General features: G+C 71.1%; 15 protein-coding genes. 4 read left to right on the plus strand and 11 right to left on the minus strand.

What is annotated here, in order from left to right:
- Positions 1-66 precede the first annotated feature (66 nt).
- Positions 67-1,260 carry a family 2 encapsulin nanocompartment cargo protein terpene cyclase gene (locus BG418_RS10495; RefSeq protein ID WP_317453597.1) on the minus strand — a complete coding sequence of 398 codons (1,194 nt, stop codon included), beginning with the start codon at positions 1,258-1,260 and terminating at the stop codon, positions 67-69.
- A gap of 53 nt (positions 1,261-1,313) precedes the next feature.
- Positions 1,314-2,732 carry a family 2B encapsulin nanocompartment shell protein gene (locus BG418_RS10500; RefSeq protein WP_188273481.1) on the minus strand — a complete coding sequence of 473 codons (1,419 nt, stop codon included), beginning with the start codon at positions 2,730-2,732 and terminating at the stop codon, positions 1,314-1,316.
- Positions 2,733-3,108: 376 nt separating this feature from the next.
- On the opposite strand from BG418_RS10500, the gene BG418_RS10505 reads away from it, so the two are divergent.
- The 4 genes from BG418_RS10505 (at position 3,109) to BG418_RS40490 (ending at position 7,133) form a co-directional block, all read left to right on the plus strand.
- Complete coding sequence (locus BG418_RS10505) at positions 3,109-3,408, plus strand: hypothetical protein (RefSeq protein ID WP_188273482.1); 300 nt, start codon at positions 3,109-3,111, stop codon at positions 3,406-3,408.
- 218 nt (positions 3,409-3,626) lie between these two features.
- Complete coding sequence (locus BG418_RS39770; RefSeq protein WP_223184632.1) at positions 3,627-3,977, plus strand: effector-associated constant component EACC1; 351 nt, start codon at positions 3,627-3,629, stop codon at positions 3,975-3,977.
- Complete coding sequence (locus BG418_RS10515) at positions 3,974-6,595, plus strand: ATP-binding protein (RefSeq protein WP_188273484.1); 2,622 nt, start codon at positions 3,974-3,976, stop codon at positions 6,593-6,595. The genes BG418_RS39770 and BG418_RS10515 overlap by 4 nt, the downstream gene beginning before the upstream one ends.
- 403 nt (positions 6,596-6,998) lie before the next feature.
- Positions 6,999-7,133, plus strand: a complete 135-nt coding sequence (locus BG418_RS40490; RefSeq protein ID WP_262928568.1) for a hypothetical protein — start codon at positions 6,999-7,001, stop codon at positions 7,131-7,133.
- Positions 7,134-7,148: 15 nt separating this feature from the next.
- Here BG418_RS40490 and BG418_RS10520 read toward each other — a convergent pair whose 3' ends face one another.
- The 9 genes from BG418_RS10520 to BG418_RS10560 form a co-directional block, all read right to left on the minus strand.
- On the minus strand, positions 7,149-8,753 hold the full coding sequence (locus BG418_RS10520; RefSeq protein WP_188273485.1) for a carboxylesterase/lipase family protein: 1,605 nt from the start codon (positions 8,751-8,753) through the stop codon (positions 7,149-7,151).
- Positions 8,754-8,835: 82 nt separating this feature from the next.
- Complete coding sequence (locus BG418_RS10525; protein WP_188273486.1) at positions 8,836-10,857, minus strand: GAF domain-containing sensor histidine kinase; 2,022 nt, start codon at positions 10,855-10,857, stop codon at positions 8,836-8,838.
- Between the two features lie 13 nt (positions 10,858-10,870).
- Positions 10,871-11,518: a response regulator transcription factor gene (locus tag BG418_RS10530; RefSeq protein ID WP_188273729.1), complete on the minus strand. Its 648-nt coding sequence runs from the start codon at positions 11,516-11,518 to the stop codon at positions 10,871-10,873.
- An 85-nt stretch (positions 11,519-11,603) separates the two neighbouring features.
- On the minus strand, positions 11,604-12,527 hold the full coding sequence (locus BG418_RS10535; protein ID WP_188273487.1) for a VOC family protein: 924 nt from the start codon (positions 12,525-12,527) through the stop codon (positions 11,604-11,606).
- Between the two features lie 21 nt (positions 12,528-12,548).
- A complete protein-coding gene (locus tag BG418_RS10540) occupies positions 12,549-14,105 on the minus strand; it encodes a GMC oxidoreductase (RefSeq protein ID WP_188273488.1) in 1,557 nt (518 codons plus the stop codon).
- Positions 14,102-14,662 (minus strand): VOC family protein, encoded by a 561-nt coding sequence (locus BG418_RS10545; protein ID WP_188273489.1) that lies wholly within the window; start codon positions 14,660-14,662, stop codon positions 14,102-14,104. Before BG418_RS10545 ends, BG418_RS10540 begins: the two co-directional genes overlap by 4 nt.
- A complete protein-coding gene (locus BG418_RS10550; RefSeq protein ID WP_188273490.1) occupies positions 14,659-15,060 on the minus strand; it encodes a cupin domain-containing protein in 402 nt (133 codons plus the stop codon). The genes BG418_RS10545 and BG418_RS10550 overlap by 4 nt, the downstream gene beginning before the upstream one ends.
- A complete protein-coding gene (locus BG418_RS10555; protein WP_188273491.1) occupies positions 15,057-15,773 on the minus strand; it encodes a cupin domain-containing protein in 717 nt (238 codons plus the stop codon). Before BG418_RS10555 ends, BG418_RS10550 begins: the two co-directional genes overlap by 4 nt.
- The gene (locus BG418_RS10560) at positions 15,766-16,980 is read right to left on the minus strand and encodes a sedoheptulose 7-phosphate cyclase (RefSeq protein ID WP_317453598.1); all 1,215 of its coding nucleotides are present in this window, start codon (positions 16,978-16,980) and stop codon (positions 15,766-15,768) included. Before BG418_RS10560 ends, BG418_RS10555 begins: the two co-directional genes overlap by 8 nt.
- Positions 16,981-16,988 lie beyond the last annotated feature (8 nt).

Raw genomic sequence — 16,988 nt, forward strand, 5'->3', positions numbered from 1 at the left:
TGCATGCGGGGATGACCGCGTCGGTGATGACAAAAACAAAGTCGGTGATGACACAGGAAGGTGGGCTCAGGCCTCGTTGTAGCGCAGGCTGCCGCTGTGCCATTCGCGGTTGCCGCCGAGCCAGGCCCAGACTCCCGCGAGGAAGCGGCACAGTTGAGGCGATCCGGCGACGGCGAGGGCCGCGGCCTCCGTCTCGAAGGTGCGCACCAGCTCGTCGTGGATCGCCACGCTCCGCTCGACCGCCTCGCGCGGTGAGCACCGCTCTTCCTCGGCGATCACGGTGGGCAGGTTGAACTCCACGCCGGAGGAGTGGTGCTCCTTGGCCATCGAGTACAGGTCGTTGACGAGCGTGCTGGCCGTGGCGGCCATCGTCACGGCCCGGCGGACCCGTGGGTCGCCGTACTCGGAGGCCGTCAGCGGCTGACCACCGACCACGTCGACGAGTGCGATACAGGGCAGGAAGCTGTTGATCTGACGGTGTGCCAGATACTCGCGGACGGTGGGCATATACCCACGCGAGCGCCAGGAGCCCTCCTGCCCGTACCCCACGAACAGCACGGCGACCTCATGGCGGAGCCTTGCCACCTGGGAGGAGTCCGCATACGTGGACAGGTCCCGCAGCCCCGCCCGCAGGGCGACCCGTACGGGGTCGTCGCGCATGTCCTGCTCCCACGCGGACGCGTAACCGCCCGGCAGGTGGGCCGGGTCGAGCGCCGCGTAGGCGAGACCGAGGTGCGAGCCGAGGAGTTCGGGCCGCGACCCCATCGTCTCGTCGTCGCAGTAGTAGTCGTCGGTGGCCCACTCCGCCAGCGCGCACTTGGCCGCGGCGAGGAGCCGCTCCGGGTCGTCGCTGTCGGGGTGGGCCAGCATCATCAGGCGCCCGAAGTCGGCCGCGCGTACCCGGTCGAGGCGCCCGGAGTAGAGCCCGATCTCCTCGGCCCAGTCCACCAGCCGGTCGTTGACCTCCTGGCCGAGCGCCGGGTCGTCCCGTATCGCGGGCGGACAGTACAGCTCGGGGACACCGCCGGCGCGCTCCGCCGGGGCGTCGTCGGCCGGTTTGCGGGCCGCGATACGGGCGGCGGACGTGCCCAGGCCCGTCGGCCCGGTGGGCACGAGGGTGCCCACCGGCCGGAAGGCGGATCCCGGCAGCGCCTGCGGGGCCGAAGGACGGATTCCCTCGCTCTGGGTGAGGAGCGTGGCGACGAGTCGCGCCACCGGGTGGCGAGCCGCGGGCGCGGTCATCCGGGACAGCTGTGACACCGGTTCTTCTTCTCCGTTCGCGCCGTTGACGTCAGGTGGGGGTGCGGTGGACGTCAGGACGGGCTGTGGAAGACCTCGACGTTCTCCAGAACGCCGAGTGCGTCGGGCACGAGAACGGCCGCCGAGTAGTAGGTGCTGACCAGATAGGAGATCAGAGCCTGGTCGTTGATGCCCATGAACCGCACGTTGAGGCCGGGCTCGTACTCGTCGGGGATGCCCGTCTGGCGCAGGCCGACGACGCCTTCCTCGGCCTCGCCCAGGCGCATCGCGAGGATGGCGGAGGTGCCCTCGTCCGAGACGGGTATCTTGCCGCAGGGCAGGATCGGTACGCCGCGCCAGGCGGGCACCGGGTGGCCGTTCATGTCGGCGGTGTCGAACGACAGGCCCCGCTTGTTGCACTCGCGGCCGAAGGCGGAGATGGCCCGGGGGTGCGCGAAGAACGCCTTCGTCCCGCGCCGCATGCTCAGCAGCTCGTCCATGTCGTCCGGAGTGGGCGGACCGGAGTGGGTGGAGATGCGCTGGCTGTAGTCGGCGTTGTGCAGCAGGCCGAACTCGGGGTTGTTGACCAGCTCGGACTCCTGGCGTTCGCGCAGGGCCTCGATGGTGAGCCGCAGCTGCTGCTCGATCTGGTCCATCGGGTCGTTGTAGAGGTCAGCGACCCGGCTGTGCACGCGCAGGATCGTCTGGGCCACGCTCAACTCGTACTCGCGCGGGTCGAGTTCGTAGTCGACGAAGGTCCCCGGGATCACCGGCTCACCGGTGTGGCCGGACGCGAGGGCGATGTTCGCCTCGCCCCTCTTGTTCTGCGGCCGCGTCTTCTCGGCCTGACGCCGCCGGACGTGGTCGCGCAACCCGTCGTGGCGGTCGGCCACTTCCTCGTACGCGGCACGGGGCAGGGCCAGCACCGTACACGCGGTCATCGCGCGCGCCGTGAAGTCCCACTCCCCCGGCTCCTCGGCCACCGCCTGCCCGCCGAAGAACCCGCCGTCGGACAGCACACCACGGCGGGTCTCCTCGCCGTAGCTTCCGGTGCCGACCTTCTCGACCTTGCCGTGCACGATCAGATACACGTGGTCGACGGCCCCGCCCTGTTCGGCGATCAGCTGGCCGGGTCCGTACTGCTGCTGACGGCACCGGTCGGCGAGCGCCCGCAGCGCCCTGTCGTCCTCGAACCCCCGCAGCAGCGGGAGTTCTCCCAGCTCAGCCGGTACGACCCGGACCGCGCTCCCCTCCTGGACGAAGGTGACCCGGCCGTCGCCGACCTCGTACACCAGGCGCCGGTTGACCCGGTACGCGCCGCCCTTCACCTCCACCCAGGGCAGCATGCGCGTCAGCCACCGCGAGCTGATGCCCTGCATCTGCGGGACGCTCTTGGTGGTGGTCGACAGGTTCCGCGCGGCGGCGACACCCAGGCTGAGCTGTGCCCGCCCGGCCGGCCCCTCAAGCTCCTGCCCGTACGCTCCGGTCGACATCCTGGTCCCTCCCATTGGGGCGCATGCGTCAAGAAGGAGCCCCCGGAGTTACCCGATCGGGTGACAAGAGGCTCCTGGGGCGCAAGTGAACCAGCGGGTATTGATGTTGGTCGAGACGGCGGATGACATACCGACGGGTTTACGCCACCGACTGCATGGCCTGTCGCGTCACGCCATCCCGAAATGGAGTGACCAGGGCGCCGGTTATGCTCAATTTACCGATACTTTGATCAAGCTGTTGTGGGTACGGCACGGGGGCGGAGACGGGTGCGCGCGCTGTCGGCGAGGTGGCCGATAATGGACGATCAAGATCCGTTTCCGCCCTCGGTGGAGCGCGCGCGCAACAGCCGTCTCCGGGGTGCTGACCTGCGGCGACATGCAAGGTGACAGGGGCCGCCGCTGGCTGGCCGCGCCGGGTTGGACCGGCCTCGCGGTATGTCGCCGCCTCGTCGACCTCACCGCGTACGACGACCTCCACCACGGCATGGTGCCGCCGACCTGCAACTTCACCCGCCTCGATCAGGACCTCTCGATCAACGTGGTCCACGGCCGCCCGTTCAAACTGGAGGGCGAGCAGGTCGTCGCGGTGAAGAACTCGGCGGGATTCGGCGGCCACAACGTGGCCCTGACCTTCAGGGGAGTCCCGGCGGGGAGGTGTCAGCCTGAGTCCCGGTAACGGGGGCTGCGGCGATGCCGCTCCCGGGCGCCCGCCATCCACGCCATGACCCCGGTCAGATGTCCGGCTGCCGACGCGACGCGAAAGCGACGTGGCTGCGCCTCCGGACGGGGGAAACCCCGCGAAGTCTCTCCACGCGCAAGGGAGAGGTGGAATCCTGGTTTCTCCGGTGTCGGTCGCACGATCCACGGGGGAGCCGCATGGCCGAGGTACGGATCATGGTAGGGAGCGCCGCCGGCGCCACGGCTCTGAGCGGGTGGTTGCTCCGCGATCCGTCGGTGGGTCGTTCGGGCGTCACCATCAGGACCGCGGTTTCCTCCAAGCCACCTGCTCCGGGATCGCCCCCGCCCGCCCCCATGGGTTCCCTGGACACGATCACCGCTGTCGCGGACAGCGCGGTGGGGCTGCTCGGGCTGTTGGTCACCACGGCCGCCTGGCGGCGCCCGCGTGGTGCGCCGACGCCCACCGTACGGATCACCGAGAGCGACGGCACCGTGCTGGAGGGGACGGCCGAGGACGTGCTCCGGGTGCTCCGGGCCCGCAGGGAGCAGGAGCCGTCCGACACATGACGGCTCTGCTGTCCGACCCGGCGGCGTCCCGGGCGGTATTGATCGGCATCCCCACGTATGCCGCAGACGGTCGGCTCGCCCAACTGCCCGCCGTGGAGCGGAATCTCACGGCGCTGCGCGACGCGTTGTGCGACGACGCTGTCTGGGGACTGGCCCCCGCAAGCTGCCAGGTGCTCGGCAGCGAAGCCGACGGAGTCGACGTGATGCGGGCCATCGATACCGCCGTGCACGCGGCCACCGACACGCTGCTCGTCTACTACGCCGGGCACGGGCTGCTGCACCCCGACCGGCCGACCGAGTTGCATCTCGCGCTGCACGACTCCAACGAACACCAGATGTGGCGGGCACTGCCGTACGCGCACATCCGTGACGAGGTGCGTGCGGCACACCGGCGGCACGGGCTCAAGTGCGCCATGGTCCTCGACTGCTGTTTCAGCGGAGCCGCCGTCGAAGGAGGTATGAGTTCCCGCGAGACGCTGTTGAAACAGGCCGCCGACATCGACGGCGTCTGTGTACTGACCTCCAGCGCGGCCACCGAAGTCGCCTACTCGCTCGCCGACGAAGAGTTGTCCGCCTTCACCGGAGCCCTGCTCGGGCTCCTGCGGACGGGGGTGCCCGACGCGGGCCCGGTACTCGACTTCGGGACGGTGCACGCCTGGATGCATCAGACGCTGAGCACCCGCGAACACCCGCAGCACCCCCAGATCGGGGCCCACAACTCGGGTGAGCGTATCGCCGTCTTCCACAACCCGGCGTACGACGACCCGACACCGCAGGACTTGGGCCGCAGCACCGACGCGCCCGGGCCGCTGCCCGCCACGCGGTTGTTCGGCCGGGACCGTGAGCTGCGGGAGTTGACTGCCGAGGCCCTGCGGGGGCCCGGCGTCCTCGTCATCCACGGGCCTCCTGGCGTGGGCAAGTCGGCGCTGGCGGCAGAGCTTTACCGGCGGCTCAGGGCGCATGCAAGTGCCGACTTCCCCCTCGTGCTCCTCGACGATGTCACGGACGCCGCTGAGCTCACCCGGATCGACACGACCGACGTGACCGCGCCCGACGCGCTGGTCGTGGTCACCAGCCGTGCCTCGCTCACCGACGCGATGCCGCAGACGCCGCACCACGTACGCCGGTACGCGCTCGCTCCGCTGGAGATGGCCGACGCGGTGGCGTTGCTCCAGGACATCAGCGGGCTCATCGGGCACGACGGCGAACTCGCCGAGATCGCCGAGTTGTTGAGCTGCTTCCCGCTCGCCCTGCGCCCCATCGCCGCCCGACTGCGCCGTACCCCGCCCGACCTGTTGTTGGACGCCATGCGGGAGTCGGACCGCCCGTTGCAGCACCTGCACTCCGACGACGATCGGGTGCGTACGGCCTTCACGGTGTCGTACGAGGCACTCAACGACCAGCAGAGAGAGGTGCTCCAGCACTGTGCCGGTCACCCCGGTCCGGACTTCGACCGGCGCTCGGCCGCCGCCCTGTGCCAACTGCCGCCGGGCATCTGCGGATTGATGCTGGAAGAGCTCGTCGACGTGGGGCTTCTGCAACGCGCCAACGGCCGCTATGCCTTCCACGACCTCTACCGCAGCTATTCGCGCACCACACCCGAGGCGGAAGTGCTGCGGCGGACCTCGCTGTATCTGCACCTGCGCCGCTGCCTGGGTCCCGTACGCGAGGACGACACACGCACCGCGTGGCGGGCCTCCGCGCTCGGTGAGCTACGCGCGGCGGCACGGGCGGCGCGTGCGGACCGGTGGAACCTCGCGACCGAGCTGAGCTGCGACGTGGCCGACGCCTTGCACGCGGAGCAGCGGACCGAAGAGGCGCGGGAGGAGGCCGAGGCCGCCTTCCGGTACGCGACGGACAGGGGCGAGGGCACCGGGATCGCGCGGGCCCGGGCGGCGCTGGCCCGCCTGGGCGCACAGCCCGGACCCGCACAACCGGCAGATCACGCCCCCTCGGCCACGCGCGAGGACGTGGCCGCCGAACTCGTACGCGCGGCCGAGGCCGCACCCGGTGGCGGGGCCGAGCGCGGTCGCCACCTCATGGCGCTGGCCGAGCGGGCGCTGGCCGCCGATCTCGTCGACGAGGCCATGCGGTTCCAGGCCGAGGCGCGCTCCTGTGTGGAAGCGGCCGACGACGAGGCGCTGTTGGCCGAGTGCCTCGTGGGCGAGGCCGCGTTACGTATATACGCCGGGCAGCATCCGGACGCGGTGGAACCTGCCCGGACGGCGGCACGGTTGCTGGACGACCGGGGCGATCAGGAAGGCGCGGCCCATGCCCACGCGACGGCCGCCGAAGCTCTCCGCAAGGCCGGAACTCTCCTGACGGCCCGTCACCATGCTGCTCTGGCGCTCGAACGCTTCGAAACGGTGGACGACCCGGCCGGGCTCGGTTACGCGTACCGCCTGATCGCCAAGATCGAATGGGCGCTGGGAGACCACGAGCACGCCCGCCGACTCATGCACAAGGCGCACGAACTACGACGTGGCTCCGGCACCGAGGAGGGTCCGTCGACCCAGTCCATCGCGCATCCGTCGTCCCGAGCGATCCGAACGGGCCACCGGAAAAGCCCGGCCGCCATGGAGTCCATTTGCACCGTGGCGGAGCCGCCGGGCGCGTAACCTGCTGCGCAGCGCATGCGGCACGCCCGTTGCGCACACGTCCCATGCCCGGAGCAGGAGTTCAGCCATGTCCTTATTCAGACCCCTGTCCATAACCGGCCCCTCGCGCTCGCGGCGCGCGCGAGCCGCTGTCGTCGGTGCTGTCCTCGCGACCGCCCTCACGCTCGCGGGGTGTCAGGACGGCACCGCCCCCAAGGCCTCGTCCCCTGCCGTGTCTTCCCCGACTCCCGTGTCGTCCTCGGCCGCGCCTGCCGCAGCTCCCGCCGACTCCCCCACCCCGTCGCCGACCCCGAGCCGGACGAGCACGAAACCGCACACCCCGGCGCCCGCCCCGCCGAAGTCGCATACCCCCAAAGCCCCGGCCCCGAGCACGAAACCGACCGGCTCTGGCGACTGCGAGATCGTGTCCAACGCCGGGAACTGCTACAACGCGGGCCAGTTCTGCCGTAAAGCCGATCTGGGCCGGTCCACCCACGCCGCGAACGGGCGCGAGATCTCCTGCCGGATCGTCAGCGGCCGCCCGCACTGGCAGTACTGACAACTCTCGCCACCGTTACATCGACCCCTGGGAGGTCGGGGGCGGGAGGGTGGCCCAGAAGTCGCACTGATGGGCCGCGTCGAAGTCGGTCCGAGGGGTGATCGCGTCGGGGACCAGGGAGAGCGTCAGGTAGGGGTCAGCGGTGGTGGGCGTCCAAGTGGCAGGGTCAGGGGCCCCGTTGGCGGCGAAACGCGACCACAGGGTGGTCATCGTCTGCGACAGCCGGGTCTGCGCCGGGTTCAACTTCACGTCTCCCGCCGGCAGATAGCCGAACAGGTACGGAATCTCGGCGCCGTGGTAGGCACCCAGCGGGAAATCCGGGTGCATGTTGTACAGCATGGGCGCGGACCGGTCGGCGAACTCGTAGGCGTAGACGCGGCCCGGTGCAGCGGTGGCCAGGTGCCGGGCCGCCTCCCGGGTGGGGCAGGCCACGAGGTAGTCGCCGAACGCGGCCCCGAACGCGAGGCGGTAGTCGTTGCCGTACCGCGATGCCGGATACCGCGCGGCGACCTTCGGGCCGTTCGTCTTGAAGAGGTCGGAGAGTACGAGGGGGTAGGTGAGCGCGTTCAGGTGCACCCCGGCTGACTCGACGATCAGGGTATCGATGGTGCCCTCGTCGAGGCCGTTGCCGATCAGCGTCGGCACCTTGGCGTACTCCCCCGCCGCGATGGCCTGTCCAGGCGCTACGGGCAGCACCGGTGTACCGGACACCGGCCACCAGGGGGCCGCGCCGCTGGTGGGTACCTTCAGCAGTTGGGCGGCCGACTTGGCCCGCAGGCACGCCACGATCGCGGGCGCACTGCCCAGGCACCCCGCCCCCGTGGCGAAGGCCCTGCCCGTGGCGGCGGCCTCGGCGGCCGGACGGGACGCCACGCCGCACGGGGCGCTCTGGATGACGGCACGCGCGAACAGGCCCCGCGAACCGGGTGCGGCCAAGTGCCCGCACACGCTCAGGCCGCCCGCCGACTGACCGGCCGCCGTCACGTTGGCGGAGTCTCCACCGAAGGCCGCCGCGTTCGCCCGGGTCCAACGCAGCACCGCCTGCTGGTCCATGAGGCCGTAGTCGCCGGATCCGGTGTCCGGGGCCTCGGCGGTCAGCCCCGGATGGGCCAGGAATCCGAACGCGCCGAGCCGGTAGTTGGCGGTGACCACGACCATGTCGCCGGTGCGGGCCAGCCGGGACGCGTCGTAGTGGGCGCCGCTCCCGGAGACGAACGAGCCGCCGTGGAACCACACCAGGACCGGTTTGCCGCCACTGCCGCCCGGCGGGGTGAAGACGTTCAGATAGAGGCAGTCCTCGTTGGTGACCTCCGGGTTGCCGAGCACCGGCCGGGCCTGCTGGGCGCAGGCACCGGCGAAGTGACTGGCGTCCCGCACTCCGGACCACGCGACGGCGGGCTGTGGCGCTCGCCAGCGCCGCTCCCCCACCGGCGGCGCGGCGAACGGCACACCGAGGAAGGCGCGGCCCCCGTCGCTGACCACTCCGCGTACTGCTCCCGAGTCAGTGGTGACCACCGCCGGGTCGCCCGGTGCCACCTGATCGGGGACTCCGACGGCAGGGGCGAGGAACCCGAAGAGTCCGAGGAGAGCGGGGACGAACAGGCTGCGTGTAAAGGCCATGAGGAGTCTCTACCCGTGGCCGGGCAGGTTGCTTTCGCCCGGAAGGGGGCACACACGACCGATCGTGCACCCTCGCACCCGGTCATCCCGGGAACGGACCCGCCACCGGCGGGAACGACGCCCTGACGACCATGCCGCCGTTCTCGCCCCGGGCCAGCGTGAACTCCCCGCCCAGCTCGGTCGCCCGCTCCCGCATCGACCGGATGCCCACCCCGTCGCCCGTACGGTGTTCCACGATCCCGTACCCGTCGTCGCTGACCTCGATCGTCACCTCCTCCGGCACCACCCGCACACTCAGCACGGCCGCAGTCGCCCTGGAGTGCCGTACGACGTTGTTCAGCGCCTCGCCCCCGATGAGGTAGACGGCCACTTCCACGGCGGCCGGCAGTCCTGGCAGCGGGTCGGGGGCGAAGCGCACATCCACCGGGAGCCGTTGCCCGAACCGGTCCGCGAGCTGCCGCAACGCACCGCACAGCCCGTTGCGGTCCAGGGCGGCCGGTGCCAGGCCGGCGGAGATCCGGCGCAGCTCCGCGATGGCCTGCCCGATGCCCTCGGAGGCCGTATCCAGCGGCTGAGCGGCCTTGGAGTCGTCCGGTACGGCGTAACGCGCGGTGTCGATCTGGAGCCGGGCGCCGGACAGGGCGGGGCCCAGGCTGTCGTGCAGGTCGTGCCGCAGGGTGCGGCGCGCCTGTTCCCGGGTCACCACCATGCGTTCGCGGGCCGCCCGCAGGTCCTCGTAGAGGCGTACGGAGGCGAGCGCGGGGGACGCCTGGTCGGCGAGGAACCGCAGGACCTCCATGTCCTGGCGGTCCAGAGCCCGTTGGCCCGCCCTCGGGGCGACATGCAGATGACCGACGACATTGCCTTCGTACGTCAGGGGGAATCCGTACGAGTCGGACACCGGCTCCCCGGCGGCGGCCAGGGTGCGCGGGCCGCTGCGGGTGTCGACCACCACTTTGGCGCCGGGCAGGTTGAGGGTGGTCACGACGGTGTCGCACAGCAGACGTGGGGCCTGGGCGGGTGGGGCGGCCTGGCTGAGCCGCTGCGAGAGCGCCCGGACCACGTGGTACGGGCGGGCGCGGTCGCCGTAGTAGATGCGGTCCACCACCCGTACGGCCAAACGCGCGCAGGGGTAGAGCAGAGCCCCGGAGGCCAGACCCACCGCGCCCGATACGAGGGCCTGGGTGCTCAGGCCCCCGGGGAGTGCGCGCAGGACCAGCAGGGAGACGACGGTGTACACGGCGATCAGGGCCGCGGTGAGCAGGAGGGAGGCGAGCATCTTGCGGGTGGCGCGGTCCAGTTGGCCGGAGCGGTCGCGGCTGATGCCGTAGATCGCACAGAACGGCCAGAGGAATGCCACCGCGTACGCGTAGGTCCACAGGGCGCCGGTGGGCGGGGCGAGGCGGCCGACGTAGAGGAAGACGAGCCAGATCACATACGGCAGGACGGGAATGATCTGGCGCCGGTCGGGGGTGCGCCACCAGCGCACCGCCATGACGGTGAGGCCGATCAGCAGAAAAACCGTGATGATGTCGAGGACGGGGAGGTGGGAGACGAACGCCGTCCTCACATGCCCCCACGCGCCGCCGCTCAGCGGGTCGGGAAGGCTGTAGTTGCTCGGGGGGTCGGTATACGCGGGCACCAGACTCCACACGGCGGCGAGGACCATGTAGGGCCGCCAGATCCAGTGCCGGGGCAGTTGGCCGCTGGGCAGATACAACGGCAGCACGTAGAAGGTGAAAGCCGCCAGTGCGAAGGAGAGCCGCGAGATGATGGCCAGGGCGATGTCGACGCCGTACGGAGGGCCGGTGGTGGCCGCGAGGAGAAGGACGGCCTCCGAGAAGACGTTGGCCGTCCCTGTCACGACCAGCAACGGGCCCAGGACACTGCGAGGTCGGTGGGCCGTCATGAACGCGCCCAGCAGCACGACTCCGGTGGAGGCCACGGCGGGGACACCGCCGGGAACGATGTACGGGATGAGCTTCGCGTCGTCGAGGTGGGCGAGGGCGAGGACGGCCCAGGTCACGGCGGAGGCGAGGGTCAGCCCGTACGCGACGAAGGCCGGAGTGGAGCGCCCGCCCCGCACGGCTGCCGCATCGTCCATCACAGCGCCTCCTTCAGTCCTCGTCCCCCAGGCCCGCGTCCCGCGCCCTGGCCACGGCCTCGGCGCGGGTGGTCACCTGGAGCTTGTCGAAGATGTGCGTGACGTGGTTGCGGACCGTCTTCTCGGACAGCACCAGTTCGCGGGCGATGCGTCGGTTGTCCAGGCCCCGGGCGATGAGGTCCAGGACCTCCGCCTCGCGCGCGGTGAGCGCCGGGAACAGTTGCTCGGCGTCGTGGCGTCGGCCCTCGACCAGCAGTGAGGTGAGACGGGAGGCGGTCTGCGGGCCGAACACCGCGCCGCCGGCAGCCACCGTACGGACCGCGTGCAGCACCTCCCCCGCACCCGCGCCCTTGACCAGATAGCCACGGGCACCGGCCTGGAGGGCGGCCAGCAGGCTCCCGTCGTCGTCGGACATGGTCAGCATCAGTACCGGCAGCCCGGGATACAGCCCCAGCAGCTGCCGGGTGATGTCGATGCCGGAGGCATCGGGCAGGGACAGGTCCATGACGACGACGTCCGGTTGCTGGCGCGCCACGGCCTCCAGCGCCTCGCCGCCCGTGGCGGCCTCGGAGACGACGTCGGCGCCGCCGGTGCTCTCCAGGGCGGCCTTCAGGCCGCTGCGGAACAACGGATGGTCGTCGACGATCAGGACACGGGGCATGGTGTCGTCCTCGTCTTGTCTCACAGCCCGACGTTAGAGCCTGTCCGGGGCGATCTCTCGTTTTGTTGCTCGCCCCGGACGGGGCTCAGGCCGTGTGGGTACCGGTCATCAGCGCGGCCATGTCCTCCGGCGAGATCCACGACGGCGGGGGCGGCTGGCCCCAGCTGAAGAAGCTCTCGTTGACGTCGAAGACCTCCGGGTCCCACAGCTGGTCGTCGACGATGCAGTCCATGTCGGAGTAGTACTCCGTGAAGTTGCCCGCCGGGTCCTTGAGGTACCAGAAGAAGTTGGACCCGATGTGGTGGCGGCCGAACCCCCAGATATGGCGTTCGGGATGGCCCTCCAGCATGGCCATGGCGCCGCGCCCGATGTCGTCGACGTCGTCGACCTGCCAGGACGTGTGGTGCAGGAAGGGCACGGGCGCCCGCAGAACCAGCAGGTTGTGGTGGTCGGTGGTGCAGCGCAGGAAGGAGCCCGCGTCGCCCAGCGAGTCGCTGACCTTGAAGCCGAGGCCGTCGCCGAAGAACGCGGCCGTCGTGCGGGGATCGGGGGTGCCCAGGACCGCGTGCCCCAGCTTGCTGGGCCGCACCCGGTCGGGGCGCAGGATGCCCGGCGCTCGACCGGCGGTGCGTTCGAAGCGCCCCGGTCCGTTGTACGGGGTGGGAGGCGTCGGCTGCGGAGTGGGGCGCGGCTCCACCTGGAGCACGGCCCGGGCCCCGGTGACGGGGTCGGCCGCGATCAGACTCGGCCCGTCCCCACGGGTGGCGGCGATGCCCATGCGGCGCAGCCGGGTGAAGGCGGCGTCCAGGTCGTCGGTGTCGTCGACACCGACGCGCATCTCGATCAGCCGCCGAGTGGGCGCCCGCACGATCCGCAGCTGGCGGCCACCGTCGCGGGTGGAGAACCACCCGTCGTCGTGCGAACGCAGACCGAGTTCGGTGTAGTACGGCGCTGTCGCGGCGGGGGCGGGGACCCCGATGGTGACGGAGGACAGACGGTGCAGTGACATGGTGGGTCTCCTCGGGCGGTGTCAGGGCAGGACGGCGGCGTCTCTGCCCGCGCGCAGGGCCTGCGCGACGATGGTCAGGGTCGGGTTGACGGCCGCGGACGAGGGGAAGAAACCGCCGTCGACGACGAACAGGTTGCGTACCTCGTGGCTGCGGCAGTACGGGTCGAGGACCGAGTGGGCGGGGTCGTGACCGGCGACGGTCGTGCCGCACTGGTGGCCGGTGTGCTCGATGCCCATGCGGTGGGTCAGGACCAGCGGGTAACCGGCGCGGCGCATCATCCGTGCCCCTTGGCGCACCAGACGCCGGTGGGCCCGGGCGTTGACCGGGTGCCAGTCGAGGGTCATCCCTCCCCCGGACCCGAGCAGCACGCGGTTCTCCGGCCGGGGCAGGTCCTCCGAGATCAGCCACCAGTCGACGCTGCGGTCCGCCAGCTCGCCCAGGACCCGGCGGGGCACGCGCGGGTGCGCGGTCGCCATCGCCGCCGGGTGGACCTTGCCCATCAGCTGGAGGTTGCCCAGCGGATGGGGGGTGTGGTCACCGGCCCGGTAGAAGTCGTTGACGGCGAGAGTCTTCTGGAAGACGGACGGGTTGCGGTGCCGGGGGTCGACGGCCATCAGCATGCTGTTGTGATGCAGCATCAGATTCCGCCCGACCAGACCACTGCCGTTGGACAGCCCATCCGGGTGGGCACTGCTCGCCGAACGGAGCAGCAGCGCCGCCGAGTTGACGGCACCGCACGAGACGACGACAGTGCCCGCGACGATGGTGACGGGGTGGCCGTTCCGGTGCGCCTCGACGGTGGTGACGATGCCCCCGGACGGATCGGTGCACAGCCGCGAGACGTACGTATGCGTGAGCAGCCGGACCGTCGGTGCGCGCAGTGCGGGGCGCAGGGCACGGGTCTCCGCGTCGCTCTTGGCGCCGACCCGGCACGGGAACCCGTCGCAGGTGTCGCAGCGCACACACGTCCCGCCCTCGGCCAGGTCGACGCCGAGTTCCAGGGGATAGGGGTGGAGCCCCTGGGCGCGCAGACGCTGCTCCAGCTCGGCGATACGGGGCGCGTGGGCGACGGGTGGATGGGGGTAGGGGCCGGACCGGGACGGCTCGGTCGGGTCGTGACCGCACTGGCCGTGCACACGGTAGAGCCGCTCGGCCTCGGCGTAGTACGGCTCCAACTCCCCATAATCGAAGGGCCAGGCCGGGGAGGTGCCGTCCAGGTGATCGACCGCGTCGAAGTCGCTCTCGCGCAGCCGGGGCAGACTCGCCCCGTACACCTTGGTGGTGCCGCCGACGTAGTAGTGGGCGGCGGGGGTGAACGCCGTTCCGGCGGTGGTGTGCCAGGTCTCGGCGTTGCGGTAGCGGGCGTCTGCGAACACCGCCTGCGGCGACCAGTTGGCCTCCTCGCGCGGCAGGAAACCGCCGCGCTCGACGACGAGGACACGTGCGCCGGTCCCGGCAAGGGCCCACGCCATGGTCGCTCCCCCGGCGCCGGAGCCGATGACGACGATGTCGGCGTCGTAGCGGGTGGCGTCGTCCCGGACCACCGGCGGGGTGCCCGGTCCCCAGATCCCGGTCATGTCCCTCTCCCTTCGTGCGGGGCCTGCGGCTGATAGAGGCGTACGTCGGTGTGGTCCTGGTAGGGCTGGTGGTCGGGGGCGTGGACGAGTTCGAGGTGCTGGCCCCACGGGGTGGTGAAGTACACCCAGCGGGTGCCGCGAATCGGGCCTTCACCGACCTGTTCCGGCTCGCCGAGCACCCGTACACCCGGCGTGGCGGCGAGGTGACGTATGCAGGCGTCGAAGTCGTCTGTCCAGAAGGCGAGATGGTGGCCGCCCCAGTCGCTGTTGCCGGGCATCCGCTCGCGTCGGCCGGGGCCGGTGTACTCGAAGAGTTCGAGGTTGAGGGTGGGGCCGAGGCGCAGCATCGCGATGTGTGCGGTGGAGCGGGGGTGGACGCCGAGGTGCCGGTGCATCCAGTCGCTGTCGGGGGTGGCGATGGGTCCGGTGCGGTACGCCGTTTCGGCGCCCAGCACCTCGGTGAAGAAGACGACCGCCTCGTCGAGGTCGGGCACGGTGAAGGCGATGTGGTGGACGGCACTGAGGCCGGGGGCGCGCGTCGTAGTGGCTGTGGTCATGTCCGGTCCTTGGTCATGTCGGGGGTACGGGGCGGGAGTTGGCGGGTGACTGCCAGTGGAGTCACGGTCAGGCAGAGCAGTTCGGCGCCGTCCGGCCCGGCCCGCAGGGTGATGTCCTGTGCCGTGCGGGCCAGGATCAGAGCGCCGTCGCCGAGCGCGGTGCCGGTGACCGGGGCGCCGGGCCAGTGGGCGGTGAGCGGGCCGCGCAGGACGTACCAGGCCGCTTCGGTGCCGGACCGGCCGACCAGGTCGTAGTGCACGTGCGGCGCCAGGCTCACCCGGTCGACGGCCTCGCACTCGCTGTGCAGCATGCCGCGCCGGGCCAGGCAGCGGATGCGGATGGGTGTCCGGCCGCCGCTGTGCAGGGTTGCTGTCCGTCGGCTCGCGTTGACGATCACGGCTGCTCCTCTCGCGGGACGTCGAGGACGGCGTGGAAGTACTCCAGTCCGTCGAGACCGGCTTCTACGCGGGCCTCGGTGCCCAGGGGCAGGGTCACGGAGACGCCGGGAGCGAGCGCCACACTCGTCGCGCCGACCCGGGCCGTACCGGCGCCGTCGGTCACGTAGACGGTGTGCTCGACATCGCGGGCGGCGAGCTCGGCCGTTTCGACGGGGAGCAGACGGGTCACACGCACGGTGCGCAGGGGGCCGCTGAGCACGGTGGCGGCGTCCACCGGCCCCGTTCGGTACAGGTCGGCGATGACCGCGTCGGTGTCGGCTGTGTGGTGCATGGCGGTGTCCTTCGGATAGGGCGTATCTGCGGGTATTTCGATGACGAGCCAGGACAGCGGCCGCCGGCCGGTGTTGCGCAGTGCGTGGCGACGGCCGAGCGCGGTGAGAACGGCCGTGCCGGGGCGGACGGGGTGGGCCCGGCCGTCGAGGGTGATCTCGCCGCGCCCCCGCAGGACGAAGTACAGCTCCTCGGTGCGGGAGTGACGGTGTTCCCCGCTGACGCCGCCCGGCGGCAGCCAGGCCCACTCGACCGCTTCCCACCGGCCGTGCAGCCCGGTGCGCCGAGCCAGGCACGTCCAGCGCGAGAGGCCTTCGGCGGCGTGCACTCCGTGTACGTCCGCCGGTTCGTGGACGTCGGCGACGATGACTGCTTCACGCATGACCGTCCTCCTTGTCTGCTGTGTGATACAGCGTCAGACTCAGTGCGGCGTCGGCCAGTTCGCCGGGTGTCACGTCGTCGACGAAGACGGCGTCGCCGATGCCGAGGGGGAGCGGAAGCCGCTGGCTGCCGTCGCGATGGCGGACCGTGTCGGCCAGCGCCTCGCCCAGCACGCCCGGTTCGCACAGCCGATGCCATACGGGCAGGCCGAGCCCACACATCACGTCCAGGATCCGGCGGCGCTCCCGGGGCAGGACCAGGCCGCGCTCTTCGGCGATCACCGTGGTCAGTGCCATGTCGAGGCAGACCGCCTCGCCGTGCAGCAGTTCGGGCAGGGCGCGCATCTCCAGCGTGGGACTGAAGGAGTGGCCGTAGTCGACGACCCGCTCCAGCTCGCTCTCCCACAGGTTGCCCTGCAGTTCCTCCAGCATGCCGTGCACCGCCCGGCCCAGCACCTCCCGTACGACCGGGTCGAGGCCCCGGTCGCCCTGGAAGTGCTCGTCGACCAGTCGGCCGCCGTGGTTCTCCAACAGGCCGAACAGATCACGGTCCTTGATCAGGGCGATCTTGAGGATCTCGGCCATGCCGTTGCTCAGGTGCCGCCGGTCGAGGGTGGCCAGGAAACGTGGGTCCAGGAGCGTCTGAGCGGCGGGGTGATAGGTGCCGAGCCGGTTCTTGTAGGGCCCGAAGTTCACACCGGTCTTCGCACCGACACCCGCGTCGACGAGCCCGATCAGTGTGGTGGGGACCCGTACGTACGGAGTACTGCGGCGGTAGAGGCTGCACGCCAGGCCGACGACGTCCATCAGCACGCCGCCGCCTATGGCGACGACCGGCTCGCTGCGCCGGGCGATGCCGAACCGGTCCATCGCCTCGGTCACCGAGAAGACGGCGTCCATCGTTTTCAGCTGTTCGTGCGCGGTGAGCACATGGATCTCGTAGTCCAGACCGCGGGCCTCCCCGTAAGCGCGGAGGCGGTCGCCGTACAGCTCGTCGACGGTGGTCTCCACTACGAGGAGGCGGCGAGGCGGCACGGGGTCGCCGTCGGGCACTCCCGCGCCCACGAGCGCGGGGTTGCGCGGGTCCAGTACGTCCGGAGTGAAGCCCACCTCGTAGCGGACGGGCTTGGCGGTGCTCACGGTCCAGGAACGGACCGGCTCGCCCGAGGTGAACAGGCCGTGGGGGGAACGGGGGGCCAAGGTGGTCACGAGTGGTC

It is taken from the genome of Streptomyces sp. CBMA152, assembly GCF_014596475.1.
In the GTDB taxonomy this organism is placed as follows: Bacteria; Actinomycetota; Actinomycetes; order Streptomycetales; family Streptomycetaceae; genus Streptomyces.